The sequence below is a fragment of the Streptomyces sp. 891-h genome (assembly GCF_022760275.1).
Taxonomy (GTDB): Bacteria; Actinomycetota; Actinomycetes; order Streptomycetales; family Streptomycetaceae; genus Streptomyces; species Streptomyces spirodelae.
Genome location: NZ_CP050693.1, coordinates 3,687,456 through 3,714,108, shown reverse-complemented (window position 1 = coordinate 3,714,108; position 26,653 = coordinate 3,687,456). Strand labels below are relative to the sequence as shown.

Sequence of the window (26,653 nt, the reverse complement as noted above, 5' to 3'; positions counted from 1 at the left end):
CGGCTGGTCGCGCAGTTCCCCGCGCCCCTTACGGGGCTCCTTCCTCCCAGAGAGCGAGGGAGGGTTCCATTGGGGTGGCGGTCGTGGGTTCCTGTTCGTGGATTTCGAACCAGATGCACTTGCCCTCGCCCCGCGGGTCCACGCCCCACCGGTCGGCGAGCATGCCCAGCAGCATCAGGCCGCGTCCCGAGGAGGCGAGTTCGCCCGGGGTGCGGCGGTGCGGCAGCTCGTCGCTGGAGTCGGCGACATCGACCCGCAGCGTGCGCCGCTCGCCCTCGCGGTGCGTGGTGATCTCCGCGACGAGTACCGCGTCCCCGTCCGTGTGGACCAGCACGTTCGTCAGCATCTCGGAGAGCATCAGCACGGCCCCGTCCACCTGGTCGGGGTCTTCCCAGTCGTGGAGCAGGTCGCGCAGCTGGTGGCGGGCGACGGCGATCCGTTCGGGCTGGGCCTGGGCTACGGTCAGCACGGTGCGCCGGGTGGCGAAGGGGACACCGGCCGCCGGCACGCCCGCCTCCGCGGGGCTCCGGGCGAGCAGCAGCAGCGCGATGTCGTCCTCGCGCCGGCCGGCGAGCGGACCGGGTGCCGCGCCGACGGCTCCGGCGGCGGCAGGCTCCACGGTGCTGCCGCCCGCGACATCGAGGCCGCCCTGTACGGCCTGTGCGGCCTGTACCAGCGCGTCGGCCACCTGCTCCAGCAGCGCTGCTCCGCCGTTCCGTGCCCCGGTGCGGCGGGTGGTCTCCTCCACCACCGCGCTGATCCGTGCCCAGCCCGTCTCCAGGTCGTGCCCGCCGGTCTCGATCAGCCCGTCGGTGCACATCAGCAGCCGCTCTCCCGGCTCCAGCACCAGCCGGGTGACGGGGTAGTCGGGGTCGGGCTCGATGCCCAGCGGGAGGCCGCCCGCCGTGGCGCGGACCAGCATCGGGCCGTCCGGGAGCTGTACGGCCAGGTCGGGGTGGCCGGCGCGGGCCACGTCCAGGACGCCGGTCTCCGGGTCGACCTCGGCGTAGAGGCAGGTGGCGAAGCGTGGCTCGGCGTGGTCGGGCTCGCTCTCGTCGCCGGTCCCGGCGGGGTGCGGCAGGCCGACGGTCTCGTCGGCGGGCGCGGTGGGCGGGGGCGCGTTGACACGTTCGCCGGCGCTCATCCCGTGCAGGAAGCGGGAGGCGCGGGCGAGCACCGCGTCCGGGTGGTGCCCCTCGGCCGCGTAGGCGCGCACCGCCACCCTCAGCTGGCCCATGATGCCCGCGGCGCGTACGTCGTGGCCCTGGACGTCGCCGATGACCAGCGCGGTACGCCCCGAGGGCAGCGGGATCACGTCGTACCAGTCGCCGCCGACCTGCAGCCCGCCCCCGGTCGGCACATAGCGGGCCGCCAGATCCATACCGGGGACGGCGGGACTCTGCGCGGGCCGCATCACCCGCTGCAGCCGGGCCGACAGCTCGCGCTCCGACTCGTTCAGCATGGCCCGCGAGAGCGACTGCGCCAGCATCCGCGCGACCGTCGTCAGCACGGCGCGCTCGTCCGGGGTGAAGGCCACGGGCCGCGCGAAGGCCGCCATCCAGGCGCCGATGGTGCGCCCCGCGACGGTCAGCGGCAGAAAGGCCCACGCGCCGTGGCCCGGCTGGGTCTCGGCGGGGCGGGCGGCGGGGAAGCGTTCGGCGTACTCCTGCGGGGAGTGCAGATACAGCGCCCGGCCGGCCCGTACCGCCTCGGCCGCCGGGTCCTGGTCCGCCAGGTGCAGCCGGGAGCCGCTGCCGCGCGGCCCGTAGCCGCCGCCGGGCACATACGGGTGGCCGGGCCGCGCTGGGGCGCCGGGCGAGGCGCCGTAGACGGTGAGCTGGTCGCCGCTGGCCACGAATACGGCCAGCGCCTCCGGGGAGAAGCCCGGCATGGCCAGTGACGAGGCGACCCGCAGCACGTCGGCGGTGGTGTAGGCCTCGGCCAGCGCGCGCCCGGTGTCCAGCAGGAACGCCTCCCGGTTGCGCCGCCAGTCCCACTCGGCCGTCGGGCCGCGGTCCGCACCGCCGGGCCCGCCGGGGGCTGTGGGGGTGGCCGAGGCTGCGGGGGTCTCCGGGGCGGCGGCGGGGGCGGCCGGTGCCGTGCGGCGGCGGGCTTCCGCGGCGCTCTCCGGCTCGGGCACCTCGTAGAGCAGGCCGGTGAGGGCTGCGGCGGACTCGGGGGCCCTCGGACGCCGCGCGGCGGCGTCCGGGCTGCCGGGGCCGTCCGGTACGCGCCGCCCGTCCGGGCCCCCGGAGCCGTCCGTGGATACGGGGCGTACGACCACGCGTACGATCCGCTCCACCCGCCCCTGGCCGTCCACCACCCGCAGCAGCGCCTCGGCCGGGGTGTCCTCGGCGAGGGCCAGGGTGACGATGTTCTGGAAGCCGATGTAGTCCACGGCGTGCAGGTGGGAGCGGACCGCGCTGCCGGAGAGCGTGAGATGGGTGTCCGTGCGGGGCGCTTCGGTGAATGTACGTGCCTGTGCGGCCTCGTCGGCGACGCCGAGCAGGCGGGCGGCGCGGGAGTCGAGCGTCACCAGACCTGTGGCGTTGTCCCAGGTCCAGAGCCCGGCGCCGAGGGCCGCCAGGGCGTCATCGGTGCGCATTGCACCACTTTATGCAGAGTTGGTGGGGTTGCGGAAACGGGGGCGAAGCAGGGTAGCCCAGGGCGGTAGTCTGAGGGGTATTCCACTGTGACCCTTGAGCCGAACGACTTGGATGAATGATGCATCGGTACCGGTCCCACACCTGCGGCGAGCTTCGCGCCACGGACGTCGGCACTGACGTCCGGCTGAGCGGCTGGCTGCACAATCGCCGGAACCTGGGCGGCATCCTCTTCATCGATCTCCGCGACCACTACGGCATCGTCCAGCTCGTGGTCCGCGACGAGTCGAGCGAGATCAACCACCGGCTCAGCTCGCTGGCCAAGGAGAGCGTCGTCCGTATCGACGGCAAGGTCACCGCGCGCGGCGAGGAGAACGTCAACCCCGAGCTGCCCACCGGCGAGATCGAGGTCGAGGTCGCCCAGGTGGAGGTGCTGGGCGGCGCCGAGCAGATCCCCTTCACCATCAACGCCGAGGACGGCGTCAACGAGGAGCGGCGCCTGGAGTACCGCTTCCTCGACCTGCGCCGCGAGCGCATGCACCGTAACGTGATGCTGCGCAGCAAGGTCATCGCCGCCATCCGCGAGAAGATGGTGGCCCAGGGCTTCAACGAGCTGGCGACCCCCATCCTGTCGGCCACCTCGCCCGAGGGCGCCCGCGACTTCCTGGTGCCCTCCCGGCTGCACCCGGGGAAGTTCTACGCGCTGCCGCAGGCGCCGCAGCAGTTCAAGCAGCTGCTGATGATCGCCGGATTCGACCGGTACTTCCAGATCGCGCCCTGCTTCCGCGACGAGGACGCCCGCGCCGACCGCTCGCCGGGCGAGTTCTACCAGCTCGACATGGAGATGAGCTTCGTCGAGCAGGAGGACGTCTTCGGCGTCATCGAGAAGGTGATGACCGAGCTGTTCCAGGAGCTGGGCGAGGGCCGCGAGGTCACCTCGCCGTTCCCGCGCATCCCCTTCCGCGAGGCGATGGTCAAGTACGGCTCGGACAAGCCGGACCTGCGGGCGCGGCTGGAGCTGAGGGACGTCTCCGACATCTTCGCCGGCTCCGGCTTCAAGGCGTTCGCGGACAAGCACGTGCGTGCCCTCGCGGTGCCGGACACGGCTTCGCAGCCGCGCAAGTTCTTCGACTCGCTGGGCGACTTCGCCGTCGAGCAGGGCGCCAAGGGCCTGGCCTGGGTGCGGGTCGCCGAGGACGGTTCGCTCTCCGGCCCCATCGCCAAGTTCCTCACCGACGAGAACGTCAAGGCGCTGACCGAGGCCCTCGGCCTGGTCCCCGGCCACGCGGTCTTCTTCGGCGCCGGCGAGTTCGACGAGGTCTCCAAGATCATGGGCGCGGTCCGGGTCGAGGCCGCCAAGCGCGCCGGGCACTTCGAGGAGAACGTCTTCCGGTTCTGCTGGATCGTGGACTTCCCGATGTTCGAGAAGGACGAGGAGACCGGCAAGATCGAGTTCTCCCACAACCCCTTCTCGATGCCCCAGGGCGGCCTGGAGGCGCTGCGCACCAAGGACCCGCTCGACGTGCTGGCCTGGCAGTACGACATCGTCTGCAACGGCGTCGAGCTGTCCTCCGGCGCGATCCGGAACCACGAGCCGGAGATCATGTTCGAGGCGTTCGGCATCGCGGGCTACTCCAAGGACGACGTCGAGCGCGAGTTCGGCGGCATGCTGCGCGCCTTCCGCTTCGGCGCCCCGCCGCACGGTGGCATCGCGCCCGGCATCGACCGCATCGTGATGCTGCTGGCCGACGAGCCCAACATCCGCGAGACCATCGCCTTCCCCCTCAACAACAACGCCCTCGACCTGATGATGGGCGCCCCCAGCGAGGTCGACGACGCGCGCCTGCGCGAGCTGCACCTCTCCGTGCGCAAGCCTCCGCAGGTGAAGCCGGCGCAGTAGCGCGCGGCGCACGCTTTTCGGCAACGCCATGGGCCCGGGTTCTTGAGCAGGACCCGGGCCTGTGGCATGCCCGATACTGTGAAGGCATACGCAGCCCGCCCGGCCGCCGAGTGGAGGCGAACGATCATGACGGTGCCCGCACTGAGCCCCCGTCCCGGCAACCTGCGCGAGGTCGCGGAGGAGATCGAGAGGGCGACCGGACTGCGCGTGGAGATCCTGGGAGGGAAGCTCGTGATGTCCCCGACCCCGCGTGGCAAGCACGCGGGAACGATCAGGCGGTTGCGTCATCAGCTGGCGCCGCAGCTGTCGGGTGGACTCGATCTGTACGAGGTCTCGTCCATCGCCCTCCCCGACGACCCGGACGACTACTGCACCCCGGATCTGGTCGTCCTGCCCACGGAGTGGGACGAGGACGACGAATGGCTTGTCGACCCGGGCGATGTCGAGCTGGCCGTCGAGGTGATCTCCAAGTCGGAGAAGGCGAAGGACGTCACCGCCAAGAACGGGTGGTACGCGACGGCGGGCGTGCGCACGCTGCTGGTCGTTGATCCGCGGGGTGGTGACTGGGCGCTGTACACGCATCCACGGGACGGCGTCTACCAAGGCGTTCTGCACGGCAAGTACGGGGAGGAGCTGCCGCTCCCGGCGCCGTTCACCCGGCCCGTGGACACCTCGTGCCTCCCGTTGTACGGGGACGGAGCCCGGTCCGCCTGACAACGCGTGAGCCCCGCCCTGGGAGGGCGGGGCTCGAAGCACGACCGGGCGGGGCGCCCTACTTCGTCTCCTCCAGCCTGGGGAAGAGCGCCGCGCCCTTGGTGACCGTCGTGCCGGCGGGGAGCTTGCCCCAGGTGCCGGCGTCGGCGAGGCGCTGTTCGGCCAGCGGGCCGAGGGCCGGTTCGGCCCCCAGGGTCTCCCACAGCTTGGCGCTGGAGTCGGGCATCACAGGGTTGAGGAGAACGGCGCAGGCGCGCAGCGCCTCGGCGGCGGTGTAGAGGATCGTGGCGAGCCGGGCCTGTGCGTCCGCCGAGGTGTCCTTGGCGACCTTCCACGGCGCCTGCTCGGTGAGGTAGCCGTTGACCTGCTTGATGAAGTCGAAGATCGCGGCGATACCGCCCGCGAAGTCGAGCTGTTCGCCGATCCGCTCGTCCGCCTCGCGCGCCGCCTTGGCCAGGCCGTCGGCGATGGCCTGCTCGGCCTCGCCGGGTGCCAGGGCCTCGGGCAGCGAGCCCTCGAAGTACTTGCCGACCATGGCCGCCACCCGGGAGGCCAGGTTGCCGTAGTCGTTGGCGAGCTCGCTGGTGTAGCGGGCCGAGAAGTCCTCCCAGGAGAAGGAGCCGTCCTGGCCGAAGGCGATGGCGCGCAGGAAGTACCAGCGGTAGGCGTCCACACCGAAGTGGTCGGTCAGCTCGTGCGGCGAGATGCCCGTCAGGTTGGACTTGGACATCTTCTCGCCGCCGACCATCAGCCAGCCGTTGGCGACCACCCGCTTGGGCAGCGGCAGCCCGTTGGCCATCAGCATCGCGGGCCAGATCACCGCGTGGAAGCGGAGGATGTCCTTGCCCACCAGGTGCACATCGGCGGGGAAGGTCTCCTGGAACTTCTCCGGGTCGGAGCCGTAGCCGACGGCGGTGGCGTAGTTGAGCAGCGCGTCGACCCATACGTAGATGACGTGCTTGTCGTCCCACGGGATCTTGATGCCCCAGTCGAAGGTGGAGCGGGAGATCGACAGGTCCTCCAGGCCCTGCCGGACGAACTGCATGACCTCGTTGCGCGCCGACTCGGGCTGGATGAACTCCGGGTTCGCCTCGTAGTGCGCCAGCAGCTTCTCGCCGTAGGCGGAGAGCTTGAAGAAGTAGTTCTCCTCCTGGAGCATCTCCACCGGCTTCTTGTGGATCGGGCACAGCTTCTGGCCCGCGTACTCTCCCTCTCCGTCGAGGAGTTCGCCGTAGGTCTTGTACTCCTCGCAGGGCACGCAGTACGGACCCTCGTAGCCGCCCTGGTAGATCTCACCGCGGTCGTACAGGTCCTGGACGAACTCCTGGACGCGGTCGGTGTGCCGCTTCTCGGTGGTGCGGATGAAGTCGTCGTTCGCGATCCGCAGGTGCTTCCAGAGGGGCTTCCAGGACTCCTCGACAAGCTTGTCGCACCACTCACCCGGGCTGACCCCGTTGGCCTCCGCGGTGCGCATGATCTTCTGACCGTGCTCGTCCGTGCCGGTGAGGTACCACACCTTCTCGCCGCGCTGGCGGTGCCAGCGGGTGAGCACGTCGCCTGCGACGGTCGTATAGGCGTGGCCCAGGTGGGGAGCGTCGTTCACGTAGTAAATGGGGGTCGAGACGTAGTACGTCCCAGGTCCCGTCTGCTCTGATCCAGTGGCCGCCATACCCGAATCCTATCGGCCGTGTGCCACCCGTTTCCCCGCGCCGTTTCCGGCCACGCGGCGTCAAGGCGACGAGTGGTGGATCACCCCTGGTGGGTGGCGGTCGCAGGAGAAGAACAACAGTCATCGAACGGCTACATGCGTGCACGAAGACGGCGACGAACGCTCAATCCCGCGCGTGAGGCGGGCACGATACGGCGTGGGCTGAGCGTTGGCCCCTTGACGGGGACGCTGACCGAGGCACGGGCTGCTCCGCCGAGGGGGCGACGCACGGTGATGAGACCGGCGCGTCGTGTGCAATGTGGCGGTCCAGCGACGACAGTGACGGCGAAGGAGGTGGCAGCGTGCACTCCGAGGGGCCCAACCCGGGCACGTGTTGCCGCTGCGATCTGCCGGTGCGGCACCGTGCCCTGATCGCGATCATCGAGACGGGCTCCGGGCCCGGCGGCAGCGCGTACGCGTGCCTGCCCTGTGCCCGTGACTATGCGAAGACCTCGCTCGCCCCGGAGTGGATCGGTGAGACCATCGCCCACGCGGAGGCCATGCGGCTCGCGTTCGACGAGTAGCCCCGCCCCGCCCCGTAAGGGGCGCGGGGAACGGCGCGACAAGCCACAGGACACCCGCAGCTCGCAACGGCGGGACAGTGGCACCCCCTCCCCGGCGCGGCAAGCCCGCAGGGGCAACGTATTCACCCGCGGTTCACCCCAAGGTCGTTCCTCCGCGTACCCGTGCCCATAGCGTCACGGCGGCGTACGGCGTACAAGACCGGAGGAACGACGATGCGAAAGCCGCTCCCGCTGCTCACCTCGCACCCCACGGGAAGATCAGCGATGACCTGCCGCTACCGCTGCGGCGACGCCTGCTTCCACGAGGTGCCCAACACCAGCTCGAACGAGTACGTGGGCGACGTCATCGCTCGTGCCCTCTCGCGCCGGTCGGTGCTGCGTGCCGGTGCCGTCGTCGGCGCCGCCGCCGCTGTGGGCACCGGGCTGACCGGTCCCGGTGCCGAGTCGGCCGCGGCCGCCGTACCGGCCGGCAAGGGCCACAAGCACGGCAGGACGGGAAGGGCGGCGAAGGGCCTGCGGTTCGAGCCGGTCGCGCCGAACACCGCCGACAAGGTCACCGTCCCCGAGGGGTACGGGCAGAACATCGTCATCCGGTGGGGTGAGCCGATCCTGCGCGGGGCGCCGGACTTCGACCCGGAGCGGCAGAGCGCCAAGGCGCAGGCCGGGCAGTTCGGCTACAACAACGACTTCCTCACGCTGCTGCCGCTGGGCTCCCGGCACCGCAGCCATGGCGCCGACCAGCTCCTGGTGGCCAACCACGAGTACACCGACGAGGAGCTGATGTTCGCCGGGTACGACCCGGAGAAGCCCACCCGCGAGCAGGTGGAGATCGCCTGGGCCGCGCACGGCCTGTCCGTGGTCGCCGTCACAGGCGAGCGGCGTACCGGCGCGCTGCGTGCCGTACCGCGCCACCCGCTCAACCGCCGGATCACCGCCACCACGCCGTTCGAGCTGACCGGCCCGGCGGCCGGCGGCGAGCTGCTGCGCACCAAGGCCGACCCGCGCGGGCGCCGGGTGCTGGGCACGCTCAACAACTGCTCGGGCGGCACCACACCCTGGGGCACGGTGCTCTCCGGCGAGGAGAACTTCAACCAGTACTTCGCCAACGCCGAGAAGGTGACCGACCCCGAGCGGGCCGCCACCCTCAAGCGCTACGGCGTCACGGGCGGGGCCAGTGAGCGGCGCTGGGAACAGTTCGATGCGCGCTTCGACCTGGCCGAGGAGCCCAACGAGGTGCACCGCTTCGGCTGGGTGGTCGAGCTGGACCCGTACGACCCCGACTCCACGCCCCGCAAGCACACCTCGCTCGGCCGCTTCAAGCACGAGGCGGCCCAGCCGCGGCTGTCCAGGGACGGGCACGCGGTCGTCTACATGGGCGACGACGAGCGCTTCGACTACTTCTACAAGTTCGTCTCCAAGAAGACGATGCGGCGCGGGAGGAGTGCCGAGGACCGCCGCCACAACATGTCGCTGCTGGACGAGGGCACCCTGTATGTCGCCAAGCTGGCCGGCGACAGCCCGGCCGACGAGATCGACGGCAAGGGCACGCTGCCCGAGGACGGCGAGTTCGACGGCGCGGGCAGGTGGATTCCGCTGGCCAGCGGCGACCGGTCCTTCGTGGAGGGCATGACGGCCGAGGAGGTGTACGTCTTCACCCGGCTGGCCGCCGACAAGGCCGGCGCCACCAAGATGGACCGCCCCGAGGACATCGAGCCCAGCCCGCGCACCGGCCGGGTGTATGTGGCGCTGACCAACAACACCGACCGCGGCAAGGACGGCAAGCCGGGCCCTGACGAGGCCAACCCGCGCAACGCCAACAAGCACGGTCAGGTACTGGAGCTCACCGAGCGGCACAACGATCCCACCTCGCGGGCCTTCTCCTGGCGGCTCTTCCTGGTCTGCGGCGACCCCGAGGACCCGGGCACCTACTTCGGCGGGTTCCCCAAGGACCAGGTCAGCCCGATCTCCTGCCCGGACAATGTCACCTTCGACGACTTCGGCAACCTGTGGATCTCCACGGACGGCAACAAGCTCGGCTCCCACGACGGGCTGTTCGGCGTCGCCACGGCGGGGGCGCGGCAGGGTGAGGTGCGGCAATTCCTGACCGTGCCGACGGGGGCTGAGACCTGCGGTCCGCTGGTGCAGGACCGTCGGGTGCTGGTCTCCGTGCAGCACCCCGGGGAGGTGGACGGGGCCTCGGTGGAGAAGCCCGCGTCCACCTGGCCGGATGGTCCGGGTACGTATGTCCGTCCGGCGGTGGTGGCTGTGTGGCCGGAGGACGGGTCCTGCGTCGGGCGGTAGCCGCTCCGCGAGCACCGGGGCATGTGCGGACGCCGCCACCGCGCGCGGTGGCGGCGTCCGCACCCGCATGCCAGGGTTAAAGACGGCAAGGAGTGCAAAGGGGACAGAGGACTCGAACCGTTGCGGGTGCAGCCATGGAGCGAACCAGGATTCTGATCGTCGGCGGCGGCTTCGCCGGAGTCGAGTGCGCACGCGGACTGGAGCGTGGTCTGCGGCCCGAAGAGGCCGAGATCAGTCTGGTCACCCCCGCCAGCTACGAGCTCTACCTCCCCCTGCTGCCCCAGGTCGCGGCCGGAGTGCTCACCCCACAGTCGGTCGCGCCACCGCTGCGCCGGCTGGTGCACCGGACCTCCATCATCCCGGGCATGGTCATCGGCATCGACCCGCACAACCGGATGTGTGTGATCCGGCTGATCAGCGGCGAGACCGTCAACCAGCGCTACGACCGGCTGGTCCTCACCCCCGGCAGCGTCACCCGCAGCCTCGACATCCCCGGCCTGAACGAGCAGGCGCGCGGTATGAAGACCCTGGCCGAGGCGGCGTACGTACGCGACCATGTGATCGCCCAGCTCGACCTGGCGGCGGCCAGCAGCAACGAGCAGGAGCGCAAGGAGCGGCTGCAGTTCGTCGTGGTCGGCGGCGGCTACGCGGGCACCGAGACCGTCGCCTGCCTCCAGCGGCTCACCAACTCCGCCGCCAAGCGCTATCCGCGGCTCGACCCCGACCTGATCAAATGGCATCTGCTGGACATCGCGCCCAAGCTGATGCCCGAGCTCGGCACCAAGCTCGGGCGGCGCGCCCAGCAGATCCTCCGCGAGCGCGGCACCGACGTCTCCCTGGGGGTCTCCGTCGCCAAGGCGGAGGAGCGCCGGATCACCCTCACCGACAACCGGGTGCTGCCCTCCCGCACCCTGATCTGGACGGCGGGCGTCGCCGCCAGCCCGCTGATCGGCACCCTGGACGCGGAGACGATCAAGGGGCGGCTGGTCGTCAACGCCGATTTCACGGTGCCTGGCCACCCGGGCGTCTACGCGCTGGGTGACGCGGCGGCCGTGCCCGACCTGACGAAGGTCGGCGGCGCGGTGTGTCCGCCCACCGCGCAGCACGCCGGCCGGCAGGGCAAGCACATGGCACGCAACCTGGTCGCCGCGCTGCGCGGCGAACCCATGACGCCCTACCGGCACAAGGACCTGGGCCTGGTCGTGGACCTCGGCGGCATGGACGCGGTGGCCCGCCCGCTGGGGTACGAGTTCTCCGGGTTCCCCGCGCAGGTCATCGCGCGCGGCTACCACCTGATGGCCCTGCCCACGTTCACCGCCAAGGCCCGCACGGTGGCGAACTGGAACCTCAACGCGCTGACCGGCGACGACTTCCTGCGCACCGGTTTCCTCTCCCGCCGCCCCGCCACCCTCCAGGACATGGAGGCCACGGACGCCTACCTCACCCAGGAACGGGCCCGCGAGCTGACGCCGTGAGAACCTCGCGGCGGCCGGGTGTGGGATGCGCATCCGGACGCGATTTGCGGGCACAGTTGGGGATGACCGGGAAACGATCAGGAGCCTGAGGAGCCCCCATGCCCGCGGTGCCGGTGGTGCGCAGCTTGCGCAGGGTGGTGCGGCCGCGTGTGCCGCGCCCCGTGGTGGATCTGTCGCATCCGGCGCGCTCGCCGCTGGGCACCTCCGTGGTGAGCTGCGCGGCCTACGACCGCGAGGGCACCCGGCTGATGGCGGAGTGCGGCATCGAGGAGGCGCTGGCCTGCGTCCGGGGGGACGGCAGCGGGGACGACCGGGGCGGCTTCGTCTGGATCGGGCTGCACGAGCCGACGGAGGCCGAGTTCGAGGGCATCACGGAACTCTTCGGGCTGCACCCGCTCGCCGTGGAGAACGCCCTGGAGCCGCACCAGCGGCCGAAGGCCGAGTGGTTCAGCGGCGAGATGATGTTCGCCGTCTTCAAGACGGTCAGCTATGTGGAGCGCGAGAAAGTGCCCACCGCCAGCGAGGTGGTGGACACCGGTGAGATCGTCGTCTTCACCGGCGCCGACTTCGTGATCACCGTACGGCACGGCAGGCACGGCTCCCTCGGCCCGCTGCGCGAGGAGCTGGAGGCCGACCCTGAGCGGCTGGCACAGGGCCCCGCGGCGGTGCTGCACGCGATCGCCGACCGCGTCGTGGACGACTATCTGCTGGTCGCGGACGAGCTGCAGACCGACATCGACGACCTGGAGAGCGATGTCTTCGCCTCCGAGGCCCCGTTCGGAGGCAGCGGCAGCGGCGGCGGCTCCGGCACCGCGCGGGTCTACCAGCTCAAGCGCGAACTGCTCGGCCTCAAGCGGGCGACCCTGCCGTTGGCCCGGCCGCTGGAGTTGCTGTCCGACCGCCCGAACCGCCTCATCGATCCCGAGATACGCAAGTATTTCCGAGATGTGGCCGACCACCTGGCCCGCGTCACCGAGCAGCTCGCCTCCTTCGACGCGCTGCTGGACTCCATACTCCAGGCCCATCTGGCGCAGGTCTCCACAGCGCAGAACGAGGGCATGCGGAAGATCAGTGCGTGGGTGGCCATTGTCGCCGTCCCGACGATGGTGTGCGGCATCTACGGCATGAACTTCGACCACATGCCGGAGCTTCACTGGCGGTTCGGGTATCCGCTGACGCTGGTCTTGATCGCTGTCATTTGCGTAGGCATGTACCGCGCTTTCCGCCGGAACGGTTGGCTGTGAGGGCTGGCGAGGGGCTGCCCCTTGCTCGCCGTTGCAGTCTGCGGGTTGTTTGTGGCTTGTCGCGCAGTTCCCCGCGCCCCTGAAGGGGCACCCCCCTGCTGTGCTTGGGCAGTCTGCGCCTTGGGGGTACCTCCCGGACGGAGTCTGGGGGAGCAGGGCTGGCAAGCGCAGCCCCCCATGCAGGGTTCGGTAATTCCGTACCGTCACCGGGGGTGCGAGCTCCCTCGTTGCGGCGGCCCGCGATTCGTAGCGTCACCAGCATGGTGAACATGGCAAGGGAATCGCATGGGGCCGCCCTGGCCCTCAGGGGCGTCACCCGGCGTTACGGGCGACGCCAGGGCACCGTCCACGCCCTGCGCGGCGTCGACGCGGAGCTCCCCAGGGGCAGCTTCACAGCGGTGATGGGCCCCTCGGGCTCCGGCAAGAGCACACTGCTCCAGTGCGCCGTCGGCCTCGACCGGCCGACGGCGGGCAGCGTACGGATCGCCGGAACGGAGCTGACCCGGATGGGCCGCCGCGCCCTGACGCGGCTGCGCCGGGAGCGGATCGGCTTCGTCTTCCAGTCCTTCAACCTCCTCCCCGCGCTGACCGCGCAGCAGAACGTGGCGCTGCCACTGCGCCTCGCGGGCGGCCCCACCCGAAGGTCCCGCGACGCGGCCGGCGCCGCGCTGGCCCGCGTCGGCCTCGCCGACCGCGCCCACCGGCGGCCCGCCGAACTCTCCGGCGGCCAGCAGCAGCGCGTCGCCCTCGCGCGGGCGCTGGTCACCGAGCCGGAGGTGATCTGCGCGGACGAGCCCACCGGGGCGCTCGACCCGACGACGGCCGAGGAAGTGCTGGCGCTGCTGCGGGAGTCGGTGGACGAGCTGGGTGCCACGGTGCTGATGGTCACCCACGACCCGGCGGCGGCAGCCCACGCGGACCGGGTGCTGTTCCTGGCGGACGGCCTGCTCGTGGACGAGTTCCCGGCCGGCCCCGTACGGGGAACGGCCGCCGCGCACATCGCGGGGCGGATGCGGACGCTGGCCCGGTCGGGAACCGAGGTGGCCGTATGACCACCGGACTCGCCCGCGCATCCGTGCGGGCAAGGCCCAGCGCCTTCGCCGGGGTGTTCTCCGTGCTCGTACTGTCCGCGACCGTCGTCACCGCCTCGGTCGCCATGCTGCGGACGGCCTCCGGACTCCCGCCCGGCCAGGCGCGGGAGGCGGTCGGTGCGATGGGTGCCGGGTTCACCGTGGTGACCGTCTATCTGTCGGTCTTCGTCATCGCGCAGGTCATGGCGCTGACCGTGGCCGCGCGGGCGCGGGAGAACGCGGTGCTGCGCGCGGTGGGTGCGCTGCCCTGGCAGATCCGGCGCACGGTCGCCACCGAGGCGCTGTGCACGGCGCTGCCCGCGCTGCCCGTCGGGTACGGACTCGGCTTCCTGCTGGCGCACATTTGGCGGGACGGGATGGCCGCGCACGGGCTGCTGCCGCCCGGCGTTCCGCTCACCGTCGGCCTGCCGCCCGCGCTGGCGGCGGGCGGCGTGCTGTTCGTGACCTCGCAGCTCGGCGGTCTGCTGGCCGCGCACCGCGCCGCGCGGGCCCGCCCGGTGGAGGCGCTCGGCGATGCGGCGGGAGCCCGGCGGGGTGTGACGGTCACCGGGGTGGTGCGCGGTGTCGGCGCCGTCCTCGCGCTGGTGGGCGCCGCCGTACTGACGGCGGTCACCGCGGCTGGGCCGCGCGAGGAGGTGGGGGAGCACCTGCCGCTGGTGCTGCTCGCCCATCTGGTGGGGGTCGGCTGCGCCGGGCCCGCGATCGCGCAAGCGGCCGCCAGGGCGCTGGCCGTGCCGGTACGGCTGCTGACGGCTCCGCGCGCGCTGGGCGGCGGCGCTGCCGCCGAACTGGCGTTCGTGCAGGCGCGCGCGGCCTCCCGGCGGCTGTCGTCGGCCATCACGCCGGTCGCGCTGGTGGTGGCGTTCACGATGGTCAAGCTGGCCGCGCTGGAGGCGGTCGCCGAACCGTCGTGGGTCGATCTGTTCGCGACGGTCCTCTACGCGGCCTTCGCCGCGTGCGCCGCCGCCAACACCCTGGTGCTGCTCAGCGTCGAACGCCGCCGCGAGGTCGCGCTGCTGCGCGCGATCGGTGCCGGGTCCTGGCAGGTGCTGCGGATGCTGGTGGCCGAGGCCGCGACCGTCACCTGTGCGGGCTTCGGCGCGGGTGCGGGCGTCGCCCTCGCGGTGACGCTGCCACTGGGCGACGCCGCCGGTGCCTCGCTCTCGGCGCTGCCGCCGGCCACCTGGGCGGGCATCGGCGCGGGAGTGCTCGCCCTGGCCCTGGCCGCCACCCTGGCCCCGCTGCCGGGCCAGCTGCGGCGGGCACCGGGGTGAGATCCTGTGACCTGCCCGCCGCGATTCCGACTGGACGCGCCCTCGTGACTGTGACAGCAACCCTCGATCGCCTCGGCGTTCCCGCCACCCGCGGGGCGCGAAGAGCGGTGGCGTACGCCCTCGCTGGCGTGCTCCCCGCCCTGCTGGGCGTACCGGCGCTGGCGCTGCTCGCCCTGGGCGCGGCCCTGTGTGTGACCCGCGCGGGGACGCCGGTGCTCTCCCTCGTGCTGACGGGGGTGCGCGGGCTGTCGGCCGTGCACCGGGTGCTGCTGCGCGGGCTGCTCGACGAGGACGTACCGGCGCCGCCCCGGCCGCGGCCGCTGCGCGCGGCGCACGACGCCGCGGCCTGGCGGGGTGCGGCGTACGTGGTGGTCGGCGCGCCCCTCGGGGTGCTCCTCTTCGCCGTTCAGCTGCCGGTCCGGCTGTACGGGCTGGCGCTGCTGTCGTACCCGGTGTGGTTCCGTGCCGTGGGGCAGAACGGGCACCGCGGCCTCGAACTCACCGGCACGTTCCCGCTGGACACCTGGCCCCGGGCGCTGGCCGTTGCCGGTGCCGGACTGGTGCTGCTGGTGGCGGCGGGCTGGGCGGGGCGCCAACTGACCGCGCTGGTCCGGCTGCTGGCCCGTACGCTCCTCACCCCGCAACGCCGGGAGGAGCTGGCCGAACGCGTGCACGACCTGGAGGAGACCCGCGCACTGGCCGTACGGGACTCCGCCGCCACCCTGCGCCGTATCGAACGCGATCTGCACGACGGCGCACAGGCCCGCCTCATCGCGCTGGGCATGGCGCTGACAAGGGCCAAGGACGCGCTGCGGGCACCCGAGCCGTCCCCCGCCGACGCCGCCAAGGCCCGCGAACTGGTGGAGCAGTCGCTGGGGACGGCCCGTACCGCGCTGGGGGAGCTGCGCGATCTCGTACGCGGTATCCACCCGCCGGTCCTCGACAAGGGGCTGGCGCCCGCCCTCGCCTCCCTCCGCTCGGACATCGAGTCCCCGTCGCTGCGGGTGGAGTTGCACACCGAACTGCTGTCCGGGCCGCGCCCGCCCGAGGAGGTCGAGACCCTCGCCTACTTCTGCGCGGCCGAGCTGCTGACCAACGCGGCCCGGCACGCGCACGCCGACCGCGTCGTGGTCAGTGCCCGCACCGAAGGCAGCAAAGGCCCCGAAGCCACCGAAGCCACCGAAGGCGGAGCCCACGACCGCGTGCTGGTGCTGGCCGTCGAGGACGACGGCCGGGGCGGGGCGGCCGCTGCCCCACCCGCACCGGGCGGCTCGTCAGGGCTGCGCGGCCTGTCGGAGCGGGTGCGTACCGTGGACGGCACGCTGGCCCTCGACAGCCCGCCCGGCGGCCCGACGACGGCGACGGTCCGGCTGCCGTTCGCCGCAGCACAGTCCGCCGCAGCACAGTCCGCCGGAGCACAGGGGGAGACGACCACGTGACGACCACGACGACCTCGACAGGGCGGGCGCTCCGCCTGGTGATCGCCGAGGACGCGGCCGTCGTACGGGAGGGGATGGTCGGGCTGCTCACCGACCGGGGCCTGGAGGTGGCCGCGGCGGTCGGCGACCCGGAGGCGCTGCTGGCGGCCGTGGACCGCACCCGCCCGGACGCCGTCGTCGCGGACATCAGGATGCCGCCCACGCACCGCGACGAGGGGCTGCGCGCCGCGGCCGAGCTGCGCCGCCGCCACCCCGGTCTGGGCATCCTGCTGTTCTCGCAGTACATCGAGACCAGCTATGCGCACACGCTGCTCGCCCACGGCGCTGCCGGAATCGGCTATCTCCTCAAGGACCGGGTGCTGGACGTCGACGAGTTCGTGGCCGCGCTGCACCGGGTGGTGGACGGCGGCACCGCGCTCGATCCGGACGTCATCGCCCGGCTGCTGCGGGCCCGCCCCACGCCTGCGGCGCTGACCCCGCGCGAGTACGAGACCCTCGCGCATATGGCGGCGGGGCTCACCAACGCGGCCATCGCCGCGAGGATGGGCATCTCCCAGCGGGCGGTGGAGAAGCACACGGCCACCCTCTTCGACAAGCTGGAGATCCCGCGGACGACCGCCACCCACCGCCGCGTCCAGGCGGTGCTCCACTATCTGGAAAGCCGCGAGTAGCTGGAAAGCCGGGAGGACGCCCCCGCTGAAGGGGCGCCCTCCCGGTCCGTGATCGCCTGCTGACGGCGCTACAGCTTGCTAGAGCACCAGCGACAGCAGCAGCAACAGCACCAGCGCCACCACGGAGATGATCGTCTCCATCACCGACCAGGACTTGACCGTCTGGCCGACGTTCATCCCGAAGTACTCCTTGACCAGCCAGAAGCCGGCGTCGTTGACGTGGCTGAAGAACAGCGACCCGGCGCCGACGGCGAGTACGACCAGTGCCGTCTCCGTCGTGGACATACCGGCGGTGAGGGGGCCGACGAGTCCGGCGGCCGAGACCGTGGCCACCGTCGCGGAGCCGGTCGCCAGCCGGATGCAGACGGCGATGAGCCAGCCGAGCAGCAGCGCGGGTATGGACCAGTCCTTGGACAGGTCCAGGATCATCTGGCCGATGCCGACGTCGACCAGCGTCTGCTTGAAGCCGCCGCCCGCGCCGACGATCAGCAGGATGCCCGCGATCGGGCCGAGTGAGCTCGCCACCGTGGAGGACATCCGGTCCTTGGTGAAGCCCGCGGCCCGTCCGAGGGTGAACATCGCGACCAGCACGGCCACCAGCAGCGCGATCATCGGGTCACCGACGACGTCCATGACGCGCTGCACGGTGTCCTCGGGGTCGTCGATGACGATGTCGGTGAGCGCCTTGGCGAGCATCAGGACGACGGGCAGCAGCACCGTCGTCAGCGTGGAGCCGAAGCCGGGGCGCCGGTCCAGTTCGGTGGTGGCGCGCTCGGGCACGACCCCTTCGGGCGGGGTGGTGTCCACCCAGCGTGCCGCCACCTTGCCGAACAGCGGCCCGGCGACGACGAGGGTGGGGATGCCGACGACGAGGCCGAGGGCCAGCGTCACGCCCAGGTTGGCGTTCATCGCGTCGATGGCGACGAGCGGGCCCGGGTGCGGCGGGACCAGCCCGTGCATCACGGAGAGCCCGGCGAGCGCGGGAATGCCCACCCGCATCACCGAGTAGTTGCCCCGCTTGGCCACCAGCAGCACCACCGGGATCAGCAGCACCAGCCCGACCTCGAAGAACATCGGCAGCCCGACGATGCCCGCGATCAGCGCCATCGCCCAGGGGATGCTGCGCTTGCTCGCCCTGGCCAGGATCGTGTCCACGATCTGGTCGGCGCCCCCTGAGTCCGCGAGCAGCTTGCCGAGGATGGCGCCCAGCGCGATGAGCACGCCGACGCCGGAGACGGTGTCCCCGAGTCCTGTGGTGAAGCTCGCGATGGCCTTGTCCAGCGGCGCAGCGGCCGTGGCGCCCAGTGCGAGGGTGCCGACGGTCAGCGCGAGGAACGCATGCAGCTTGAACCGGGTGATGAGAACGACGATGACGGCGATGCCGACCAGGGCGGCGATCCCCAACTGGGCGTTGCCGGCGGACGTGATGGGGTCCGGTTGCTGCGACCCCGCGGCCAGCATCTCGGCACTGAGATGGCGCACGGCTCTTCCTTCTTCGCGGTGGATGGGCTTCTTGTCGGTGGGGGGTGGGTGGGGGTCAGTAGTTGCCGACCGACTGGACGGTATGCGGATGGGAGAGGGACGCCAGCCCGTCCAGGGCCTGCTCGGTGACGGTCTCGGGGCCGGGAGCGACATCGATGACGACGCCCGGCTCGTCGGGCGCCAGCGGCTCCAAGGTCGCGAACTGGGAGTCCAGCAGCGCGACCGGCATGAAGTGGTCGGCCCGCTCCGCCATCCGGCGGCCGATCAGCGCCCGGTCGCCGGTGAGGTGCACGAAGACGATCCCGGGTGCGGCGGCCCGCAGCCGGTCGCGGTAGGCGCGCTTGAGCGCCGAGCAGCTGACGACCCCGCCGCGGCCCTCGCGGCCGTGCGCCCAGGCGCCGATCGCATCGAGCCAGGGTGCCCGGTCGGTGTCGTCGAGCGGCGTGCCGGCGGACATCTTGGCGACGTTGGCGGGCGGGTGGAAGGCGTCCGCCTCGGCGTACGGCACGCCGAGCGCCTCGGCGAGCAGCCGCCCCACGGTGGTCTTGCCGGTGCCCGCCACTCCCATGACGACCACGACCGCGTTCCGAGCGGTCATGTCACTGCGCTGCCTCCGCACCTCGTCTCACCGTCCTCATCGACCTCGACCTCGGCGCGGAGGACACTCAACCCCATAGGTCACACGTATTCAATAGTTGGTAACCAATTAGTCATACTTAATTGCCGTGACGAGTAGCACGTAGGCTGAATGTCCCGGGCGTTCGCCGAGCGCACGGGGAGGGGCGGAAACGACCGGGGAGACGCATGACCAGCCAGGACGAGGGCGCCGAGGGCTCGGAGCAGGGCCGGGGGGCGGCGTCGGGGCGTGAGCGCGGACTGCACGGCAGGGTGCTCGCCTCGCTGGGCCCCGCGATCACGGCGGGTGAGTACCCGCCGGGCACGGTCCTGCTCACCGAGGAGCTGGCAGCCCGCTACGAGGTCTCCCGCACCGTGGCGCGCGAGGCCGTACGGGTGCTGGAGTCCATGCACCTGGTGGAATCGCGGCGCAGGGTCGGGGTCACCGTGCTGCCGGCCGAGCAGTGGAACGTCTACGACCCGCAGGTCATCACCTGGCGCCTGGCCGGCGCCGACCGGGGCCGCCAGCTGCGCTCCCTCACGGTGCTGCGCTCCGCCGTCGAACCGGTCGCGGCCCGCCTCGCCGCCGAGCAGGCCACCCCCGAGGAGTGCGCCGCGCTGACCGAGCACGCGCTGGGCATGGTCGCCACCTCACGCGGCGGACAGCTCGACAACTACCTCGTGCACGACATCGACTTCCACCGAGCCGTGCTGCGCGCCTCTCGCAACGAGATGTTCGCCCGTCTCGGCGATGTCGTCGCGGCCGTCCTCACCGGCCGCACCCAGCACGACGTCATGTTCAGCGACCCCCGCCAGGAGGCTGTCACCCTGCACGTCCAGGTGGCCGAGGCCGTCCGCGAGCGTGACGGCGCCCGCGCGGAGCGCATAATGCGCACCATCACGGAGGACGCCATGGCAGAGCTGGACGTCTTGGCGCCGTGAGCGATGCGTTCCTCTGCGCTTGGGCAGTCTGCGCCTGGGGGTACCTCCCGGACGGAGTCTGGGGGAGCAGGGTGGGCAAGCGCAGCCCCGTGCGGGGTGCGCGGAATGGGCGATGAGGGGCTGCCCCTGGAGGCCGTCTGCAGGCTGCGGGAGCGTCGTGGCTCGTCGCGCAGTTCCCCGCGCCCCTGAGGGGCGTCCCCTCACTTCCGCTGCGCGGCAGGGATCAGGGAGGGCTCTTCGACGTAGGTGACGTAGTCCGCGTCCTGCGTGAACAGCGCGCCGTATGCGTCCGCGTCGGCCCTGTCCCAGGCGTCGCCGAGTGCGGCGACGGCCTCGTGGATCGCGGTGCGGTCGTCGGGTGTGGCCATGGCTTCCTCCCATTGGCTAAGCTCCAGCAGAAGTTGCTCGCAGGAAGTATCTGCATGGAAGCAGAGGTAATCGAGGGGGTTCGCCAGCCATGGCCGACAACGAGGCACCCGCCCACCCGCATGTGGTCTTCCGCCAGTACCTGGACGCGGTCGGCCTGCACGGGATGGCCGGTGCCGAAGCCGCAGGGCTCCAGGCCACCGAGTGGTACGCGCTCAGCGTGGTCTCCCTGGCGGGCCGGATGACCCCCGGCGACCTCGCCGCCCGCACCGGACTGACCACCGGAGCCACCACTCGGCTGATCGACCGCCTGGAGAGCGCCGGCTACGTCCGCCGCGTACCGGACCCGGCGGACCGCCGCCGCGTGATGGTCGAGCCCGCGGCCGAGACGTTCCCCGCGATCGAGGAGACCGTGGCACCCGCCCGCCGCCGGATCGGCGAACTGCTGGAGGGCTACACGCCCGAACAGCGGGAGCTCCTGTTCGACTACTTCGCCCGCGCGGCGCCCGCCTACCGCGCCGCCGCCGAGGAGATCCGCGCCTCCGCCACCCCGCCCCACCGCCGCCCCGGCCGCAAACCGTCCCACCGCTGACGCTTCCGGGCCCCGCCAGGGCGCGCACAGGCGCGCGGGTGGCGACGATGGGCCCATGGCGGAAAGCGGTGGGCCGTCCCAGCCGGACGAACCGTCCCAGCCGGACGAACCGTCCCGGCCGCGCGGGGAGCCGTCGACCCGGGCCTGGCTGCTGCTGGGACCGGGCGTCGCGGTCCTGTTCGCGGCCTACTTCCTGCTGCCCGCACGGGTGCTCGGCCCTGAGCGGCCGGTACTGAGCTGGACGGTGCTGATCGTGCTGCTGACCGCCATCGCCGTACTGCTCCTCAAGCACATGCGCGACGCCCTGTTCGACCGCCCCGGAACGGTCGTCGCCCTGGTGTCCCTGATGTGCCTGTCGGTGCTGGTGTTCTCCTCGGCGTACTTCGTCATCTCGCACGACCCGGGCGAGTTCCACGGGCTGCGCACCCGGCTGGACGCCTTCTACTTCACGCTCCTGACCCTGGCGACCCTCAGCTACGGCGACATCCAGCCACGCGGCCAGTCCGCGCGGCTGCTCATCCTGCTCCAGATCCTCTACACCCTGGTCTTCCTCACCGCCGCCGCCACCTCCCTGACCGGCAAACTCCGCCGCACCGCCGCGAGCCGTCCGCCGCGCAGGAGGGGGCGGAGGCCTCAGGGCTGATCCACCTCCGCGAGGTCGTCCCGCAGCCACTGCGGGGCCAGTGGGTAGGCCGCGTACTGACGGGCATGCGGCAAGCAGGCCGCGACGGCCCGCCCGGGCCCCGAGTTCACATGCACGAGCGCCACTACAACGGTTTCCGCACACCACTGCCCGCACGGCAGGCAGTACCCGGCACTGACGAGCTCACTCACCGTGCCGCCTCCGCTTCGCCGGAGAGGGCCGCCCCCAACCGCGCCGGCTCGGTCAGCCCTTCGTACGGCACAGCCCAGTACGGCCCCGGCGGCCCCGTCCGGTGCGGTGCCGGAACCGGCAGCCAGCAGGCGACCGACAGCCGCACCACGCCGCCCCGCGCCGGAAACTCCCCGCCCCCGGGAGGGACCAGCCAGTACAGCCACGAGCGGTACGGGTCGCCGACGACGCCGCCGCACGCCTCCCCCAGCTCTTTGATCACCCCCCACCCCCGCGCGTACGGAACCCGCACGGCGTCCCACCACACGCCGACGGGCATGAGCGCGAACGGCGCGTGCGTCGGTGGGGACCACGGGGTGTCGAGTTCGGGGTGACTGGTGCTGGTGCTGGTGCTGGTGCTGGTGCTGGTGCTGTGCGAGGGGTGCGTCATGGTGGCCGTCCCGTGTCCGTGGGCGCGGCACCGCGCGGTGCTGGTGCCGCCGTACGAACCGCGACCGTACGGTTACGCGGCGGGCCCGCCCAGTGACGCTGTGTGCCAGTTCGGCGCCGGGCTGGGACGTGGTGTCCTACCGCTCGACGTGCAGCCGGTCGGCCAGTTCCGTCAGAGGAGAGGTGCGGCGGCGTTCGCGGGTGTGGAGGTCGGAGACGAGACGGCGGGCGGTGCCGTGGTAGCGCATCCATTCGGGGGCGTCCCGCTCGGCGATGAGCAGGGCGTGCGTGGCGGCCTCATCCTGGTCCAGGGCGGCGTGGGCGAGGGCGCGATCCACGTGGAACCGGGCGCGCCAGGTGGGCGGGAGGGAGGCGAGGTCGGGCACGGTGCGGGCGGTGGTGAGGGCCGGGGCGCAACGGTCCATCTCCACCTGGAAGTTGACCTTGGCGACGGCGGTGTTGGTGGGGCCGAACGGCGTGGCGTAGTCGAGCCGGTCCCTCCCGATGCCGGCGGCCGCCGCTGTCGCCATGCGCAGCAGCTCTTCCACGCGGTCGTACTGGCGTTCGCCCTGCCGGACGAGAGCCGTAGCGGCCCGCAGCAGCAGGATGCCCCACAGGGAAAGGTCGACCGGCTGGGAGCGGAACGTCGGCTCGATGCGGTCAGCCTGGGCCAGCGCCACGCGCTCGGCGTCCTCCAGCCGCCCCTGCTTGGTGAAGACCCATGCCAGCGTCGCCGCACCGATCGCCTCCAAGTGCGGATCGCCCGCGCGGCGGGCCGCGACCGTGGCCCGCTCCATTGCGGTGAAGGCGGCGTCCGGGTTGCCCAGTGCGGTCAGGGTGGTCGCGGCCACCTGGTAGGCCTCGGCGAGTACCGCGTATGCCGCGTTGCGGTCCCGCTCGCTCGCCTCGTACGCGCGTACAGCGGCGCGCGCGTCGCGGATCAATTGCGGAAGTACGGCTCCCACTTCGCCCATTCGGCCCGCGCGGCGCGTGCCCTCGGTCGCCCGGAGGGAGGCGCGCAGGGCGCCGACGGTCGGCGGTTCCTCCGGCTCCTCCCGGTCCGGTTCGTCGGCCGGTGCGCCGATCAGGTCCGCGACCGGCGACACCGCCCGCCGCAGCGCGAGGACCGAGGGCGCGCTGCCGTCCGGCCGCGCCTCGAACGTGACGGGCGAACCGACCAGCACCGACACGTCGACATCCAGCGCCCGCGCGAGCTGGTTGAGCGTTGCCATGCGCGCGGTCTGACGCCTGTTCTGCTCCAGCTTCCGGACGGTGTCGACACACACCCCGGCCAGTTCCGCCAGTTGCTCCTGCGTCAGCCCGTGCCGCGTACGGAGCCGCCCGAGCCGGTCACCGATGCTGGCTTCGAACCCCTCGTGCATCGCACACCCCCACACGTGGACAACTCCACGCTACCGGCGGGAGCTCTCACGCGAAGAATCTGTCAGCGCCCCGTGCGAGGATGCCAAGCGGCCTTGCGAGGGATCGCTCACGGGTGGAGGGCCGTCCAGAGCCACTGAGTCAGGGACAGGGGCAGGCACTGACGATGCGCACCGTCACCATCACCGGAAGCCGTACGGCGGGGCACCATGACCCCGCGTATTACACGCAGCTCTTCGCGGAGTATCTGGCGCCGTTCGCTCAGGACGCGCACTTCTACCTCGGCGGCGATCGCGGTATCGACAGCCTCGCGCTGACCTGGCTGGCGGACGAGACCAGCGCGTGGCTCACCGTCGCCGTGCCCGGCACGCTGGACCAGCAGCCGCCGGAGGCGAGAAAGGCGGTCAACCGCGCCTGGGACCGCATCGCGGAGGTCGCGGAGCTGGGCGCCGACCCGTTGGACGACGCCGCGTATCTGGCGCGCAACCGGTGGATGGTGGACCGCTCCGGCATGGTGATCGGTTTCCCGGTCGGCACCAGCACCCAGTCGGGCACCTGGCAGACCCTGGACTACGCCTCCCAGCGCGGCAAGGCCCGGCTGATCGTGCCGATCTGAGGCCGGGGTGCGCCCCCGGATTGGAGCGGAGCGGCAGGGGCACCCGGGCGGTGGAGGTGAACAGCTATGGGTCCGTTGCTGCTCGTACTGCTGCTCGCACTGATCCTCTTCGGCGCCGGGTTCGCCCTCAAGGCGCTGTGGTGGATCGCGGTGATCGTGCTCGTGCTGTGGCTGCTCGGCTTTCTCGTACGGCCGACGGTCGGTGGCCGGCGCGGACGCTGGTACCGCTGGTAGGCGAGGCCCCTGCCCCCACGAGGGGGCAGGGGCGAAGTACGCAACACGCGCTCCGATGGGTCGTAAGGTCGCGAACATGGACACAACCGCCCTCCTCACGGACGCCTTCACCCGCGTGAACGGCGAGGTCCACTCCGCTCTGCGCGGCATCAGGAAGAAGCACCTCAACGAGCAGCCCGAGCCGCGGAGCAACAGCGTGAGCTGGCTGATCTGGCACCTCACCCGGGTGCAGGACGACCATCTCGCCGACGCCGCAGGCACGGAGCAGGTCTGGCACGCACAGGGGTTCGAGGAGCGGTTCGGGCTGCCGCTGCCCTCCGACGACACCGGATTCGGCCATGCGCCCGAGGACGTGGCGGCCGTCCGGGTGGACTCGCCGAAGCCGCTGCTGGAGTACCACGACGCGGTGCACGAACAGACCCTCAACTATCTGGACACCCTCAGTTCCCGGTCGCTCGACCGCATCGTCGACAACGCGTGGGACCCGCCGGTCTCGCTCGGGGTACGCCTCGTCAGCGTCATCGGCGACACCATGCAGCACGTCGGTCAGGCGGCCTTCCTGCGCGGCGTACTGGAGCGCCGCTGAGCCGGACCGACCGAAACCGATCCAGCAGCCGAGCCGAAGAGAGGCGCGCCCTGTGATCCCCCAGCGCACCGCCACCAGCTCAACAGTCACCCTGCACGTCAACGACACCGCGCACACCGTCACCGTCGACCACCGAACCACCCTGCTGGACGTGCTGCGCGAACAGCTCGACCTGACCGGCAGCAAGAAGGGCTGCGACCACGGCCAGTGCGGCGCCTGCACGGTGCTGCTGGAGGGGCGCCGCGCCAACAGCTGTCTGCTGCTGGCGGTGGCGCACGACGGCGCGCATCTCACCACCGTCGAGGGGCTGGGCGACGAGGAGCGTCCGCACCCGCTGCAGCAGGCGTTCCACGAGCGGGACGCCTTCCAGTGCGGGTACTGCACGCCGGGCCAGATCGTCTCCGGGGTCGGCATGCTGTGCGAGGCCGCCGAGGGCCACCCGTCGCACGCGACCCCCGGCTCGGTGCTGCAGCGGGCCACAGGGGCGCCCGCCGAGCTCGACCGGGACGAGATCCGGGAGCGGATGAGCGGCAACATCTGCCGGTGCGGCGCCTACCCGCACATCGTCGAGGCGCTGGAGGACGTCACCGAGCAGACCCTGCGCCGTACGGACGGTGCCGCGCGCCGTACCGAGGGGGTGTCCGCATGAAGCCCTTCACCTTCGAGCGCGCCACCACCCCCGAGGAGGCCGTCTCCGCGTACGCGGCGCAGCCCCACGCGCGGTTCCTGGCGGGCGGCACCAACCTGGTGGATCTGATGAAGCTCGGTGTCGAGACGCCCGAGCACCTCATCGACGTCTCCAAGCTGCCGCTGAACGAGATCGAACCCACCCCCGACGGCGGCCTGCGGGTGGGCGCCAATGTGCGCAACAGCGATCTGGCCGCACACCCCTCCGTCTGCCGCAACTACCCGGCGCTCTCCCAGGCGCTGCTGTCGGGCGCCTCCGGACAGCTGCGCAACCAGGCCACCACCGGGGGCAACCTCCTCCAGCGCACCCGCTGCCCCTACTTCCAGGACCTGACCGCGCCCTGCAACAAGCGCGAGCCCGGCTCTGGCTGTTCGGCCGTCCGGGGCGTCAACCGGGACATGGCCGTGCTGGGCCACTCCGAGCACTGCGTGGCCACCCACCCCTCCGACATGGCCGTGGCCCTGGCCGCCTACGACGCCGAGGTCGAAGTGCTCGGCCCGGAAGGGGTCCGTACGGTGCCCGTCGCCGAGTTCCACCGGCTGCCGGGCGACACCCCGCAGCGGGACACGGTCCTGCGGCCCGGCGAGCTGATCTCGCACGTCACCCTTCCGCCGGTGCCGGCCGGCGCCCGCGCCGCCTACCGCAAGGCCCGCGACCGCGCCTCGTACGCCTTCGCGCTCGCTTCGGCCGCCGTCGTCGTGGCGCTGGACGGCGCGGGCACCGTACGGCACGCCACGCTCGCGTTCGGCGGGCTGGCGCACCGGCCGTGGCGGGCCCGTACCGCGGAGGAGTCGCTGATCGGCTCCCGGGCCGAGCCGCAGAGCTTCGCCCGTGCCGTGGACGCCGAACTGGAGGCGGCCCGGCCGCTGTCGGACAACGCCTTCAAGGTGCCGCTGGCCCGCAGTGTGGCGGTCCAGCTGCTGACCAACCTGACCGCCTGACCGCCG

Annotated in this window: 25 protein-coding genes; 18 read left to right on the top strand and 7 right to left on the bottom strand. The window is 72.0% G+C overall.

The window, feature by feature from the left end:
* Positions 1-28: 28 nt before the first annotated feature.
* Complete coding sequence (locus HC362_RS16145; RefSeq protein ID WP_243084661.1) at positions 29-2,605, bottom strand: SpoIIE family protein phosphatase; 2,577 nt, start codon at positions 2,603-2,605, stop codon at positions 29-31.
* Between the two features lie 119 nt (positions 2,606-2,724).
* Here HC362_RS16145 and aspS point away from each other — a divergent pair, with 119 nt between their 5' ends.
* Positions 2,725-4,503, top strand: a complete 1,779-nt coding sequence (aspS, locus tag HC362_RS16140; RefSeq protein WP_243088626.1) for an aspartate--tRNA ligase — start codon at positions 2,725-2,727, stop codon at positions 4,501-4,503.
* Positions 4,504-4,629: 126 nt separating this feature from the next.
* Positions 4,630-5,217, top strand: a complete 588-nt coding sequence (locus HC362_RS16135; protein ID WP_243084660.1) for a Uma2 family endonuclease — start codon at positions 4,630-4,632, stop codon at positions 5,215-5,217.
* 58 nt (positions 5,218-5,275) lie between these two features.
* Here the strand turns inward: HC362_RS16135 and metG are convergent, their stop codons facing one another.
* On the bottom strand, positions 5,276-6,886 hold the full coding sequence (gene metG / locus HC362_RS16130; RefSeq protein WP_243084659.1) for a methionine--tRNA ligase: 1,611 nt from the start codon (positions 6,884-6,886) through the stop codon (positions 5,276-5,278).
* Between the two features lie 341 nt (positions 6,887-7,227).
* Here metG and HC362_RS16125 point away from each other — a divergent pair, with 341 nt between their 5' ends.
* From HC362_RS16125 to HC362_RS16090, 8 genes are all read left to right on the top strand, one after another.
* Positions 7,228-7,449 (top strand): hypothetical protein, encoded by a 222-nt coding sequence (locus HC362_RS16125; protein ID WP_209268089.1) that lies wholly within the window; start codon positions 7,228-7,230, stop codon positions 7,447-7,449.
* Positions 7,450-7,662: 213 nt separating this feature from the next.
* Positions 7,663-9,750 carry a PhoX family phosphatase gene (locus HC362_RS16120; protein WP_243084658.1) on the top strand — a complete coding sequence of 696 codons (2,088 nt, stop codon included), beginning with the start codon at positions 7,663-7,665 and terminating at the stop codon, positions 9,748-9,750.
* Between the two features lie 134 nt (positions 9,751-9,884).
* Positions 9,885-11,225, top strand: coding sequence for an NAD(P)/FAD-dependent oxidoreductase (locus HC362_RS16115; protein ID WP_243084657.1), 1,341 nt, complete (start codon positions 9,885-9,887; stop codon positions 11,223-11,225).
* A 98-nt stretch (positions 11,226-11,323) separates the two neighbouring features.
* A complete protein-coding gene (locus HC362_RS16110) occupies positions 11,324-12,469 on the top strand; it encodes a magnesium and cobalt transport protein CorA (RefSeq protein ID WP_243084656.1) in 1,146 nt (381 codons plus the stop codon).
* Between the two features lie 260 nt (positions 12,470-12,729).
* Complete coding sequence (locus HC362_RS16105) at positions 12,730-13,521, top strand: ABC transporter ATP-binding protein (RefSeq protein ID WP_243084655.1); 792 nt, start codon at positions 12,730-12,732, stop codon at positions 13,519-13,521.
* Positions 13,518-14,834, top strand: a complete 1,317-nt coding sequence (locus HC362_RS16100; protein WP_243084654.1) for an ABC transporter permease — start codon at positions 13,518-13,520, stop codon at positions 14,832-14,834. Before HC362_RS16105 ends, HC362_RS16100 begins: the two co-directional genes overlap by 4 nt.
* Before the next feature lie 44 nt (positions 14,835-14,878).
* Entirely contained in the window at positions 14,879-16,273 is a 1,395-nt protein-coding gene (locus tag HC362_RS16095) for a sensor domain-containing protein (protein WP_243084653.1), read from the top strand.
* On the top strand, positions 16,270-16,944 hold the full coding sequence (locus tag HC362_RS16090) for a response regulator transcription factor (protein WP_279240107.1): 675 nt from the start codon (positions 16,270-16,272) through the stop codon (positions 16,942-16,944). Before HC362_RS16095 ends, HC362_RS16090 begins: the two co-directional genes overlap by 4 nt.
* Before the next feature lie 78 nt (positions 16,945-17,022).
* Here the strand turns inward: HC362_RS16090 and HC362_RS16085 are convergent, their stop codons facing one another.
* Positions 17,023-18,426 (bottom strand): gluconate:H+ symporter, encoded by a 1,404-nt coding sequence (locus HC362_RS16085; protein WP_243084652.1) that lies wholly within the window; start codon positions 18,424-18,426, stop codon positions 17,023-17,025.
* A 55-nt stretch (positions 18,427-18,481) separates the two neighbouring features.
* Entirely contained in the window at positions 18,482-19,024 is a 543-nt protein-coding gene (locus HC362_RS16080; RefSeq protein ID WP_243084651.1) for a gluconokinase, read from the bottom strand.
* A gap of 206 nt (positions 19,025-19,230) precedes the next feature.
* Here HC362_RS16080 and HC362_RS16075 point away from each other — a divergent pair, with 206 nt between their 5' ends.
* Positions 19,231-19,983 carry a FadR/GntR family transcriptional regulator gene (locus HC362_RS16075; RefSeq protein ID WP_243084650.1) on the top strand — a complete coding sequence of 251 codons (753 nt, stop codon included), beginning with the start codon at positions 19,231-19,233 and terminating at the stop codon, positions 19,981-19,983.
* Between the two features lie 200 nt (positions 19,984-20,183).
* Here the strand turns inward: HC362_RS16075 and HC362_RS16070 are convergent, their stop codons facing one another.
* Positions 20,184-20,351, bottom strand: coding sequence for a nuclear transport factor 2 family protein (locus tag HC362_RS16070; RefSeq protein ID WP_243084649.1), 168 nt, complete (start codon positions 20,349-20,351; stop codon positions 20,184-20,186).
* Between the two features lie 89 nt (positions 20,352-20,440).
* Here HC362_RS16070 and HC362_RS16065 point away from each other — a divergent pair, with 89 nt between their 5' ends.
* The gene (locus HC362_RS16065; protein WP_243084648.1) at positions 20,441-20,941 is read left to right on the top strand and encodes a MarR family transcriptional regulator; all 501 of its coding nucleotides are present in this window, start codon (positions 20,441-20,443) and stop codon (positions 20,939-20,941) included.
* Between the two features lie 55 nt (positions 20,942-20,996).
* Positions 20,997-21,584, top strand: a complete 588-nt coding sequence (locus HC362_RS16060; RefSeq protein WP_243084647.1) for a potassium channel family protein — start codon at positions 20,997-20,999, stop codon at positions 21,582-21,584.
* 187 nt (positions 21,585-21,771) lie between these two features.
* On the opposite strand, the gene HC362_RS16055 is transcribed toward HC362_RS16060, so the two are convergent.
* Positions 21,772-22,203 carry a hypothetical protein gene (locus HC362_RS16055; RefSeq protein WP_243084646.1) on the bottom strand — a complete coding sequence of 144 codons (432 nt, stop codon included), beginning with the start codon at positions 22,201-22,203 and terminating at the stop codon, positions 21,772-21,774.
* Between the two features lie 136 nt (positions 22,204-22,339).
* Positions 22,340-23,584: a helix-turn-helix transcriptional regulator gene (locus HC362_RS16050; protein WP_243084645.1), complete on the bottom strand. Its 1,245-nt coding sequence runs from the start codon at positions 23,582-23,584 to the stop codon at positions 22,340-22,342.
* A 164-nt stretch (positions 23,585-23,748) separates the two neighbouring features.
* Between HC362_RS16050 and HC362_RS16045 the strand changes: the two genes are divergently transcribed.
* From HC362_RS16045 to HC362_RS16025, 5 genes are all read left to right on the top strand, one after another.
* Positions 23,749-24,198 carry a hypothetical protein gene (locus tag HC362_RS16045; protein ID WP_243084644.1) on the top strand — a complete coding sequence of 150 codons (450 nt, stop codon included), beginning with the start codon at positions 23,749-23,751 and terminating at the stop codon, positions 24,196-24,198.
* A 66-nt stretch (positions 24,199-24,264) separates the two neighbouring features.
* The gene (locus tag HC362_RS16040; protein WP_209268076.1) at positions 24,265-24,432 is read left to right on the top strand and encodes a DUF5670 family protein; all 168 of its coding nucleotides are present in this window, start codon (positions 24,265-24,267) and stop codon (positions 24,430-24,432) included.
* A 76-nt stretch (positions 24,433-24,508) separates the two neighbouring features.
* Positions 24,509-25,018, top strand: coding sequence for a DUF664 domain-containing protein (locus tag HC362_RS16035; protein ID WP_243084643.1), 510 nt, complete (start codon positions 24,509-24,511; stop codon positions 25,016-25,018).
* A 52-nt stretch (positions 25,019-25,070) separates the two neighbouring features.
* On the top strand, positions 25,071-25,667 hold the full coding sequence (locus HC362_RS16030; RefSeq protein ID WP_209268074.1) for a 2Fe-2S iron-sulfur cluster-binding protein: 597 nt from the start codon (positions 25,071-25,073) through the stop codon (positions 25,665-25,667).
* Positions 25,664-26,647: a xanthine dehydrogenase family protein subunit M gene (locus tag HC362_RS16025; RefSeq protein ID WP_243084642.1), complete on the top strand. Its 984-nt coding sequence runs from the start codon at positions 25,664-25,666 to the stop codon at positions 26,645-26,647. Before HC362_RS16030 ends, HC362_RS16025 begins: the two co-directional genes overlap by 4 nt.
* Positions 26,648-26,653: the final 6 nt, after the last annotated feature.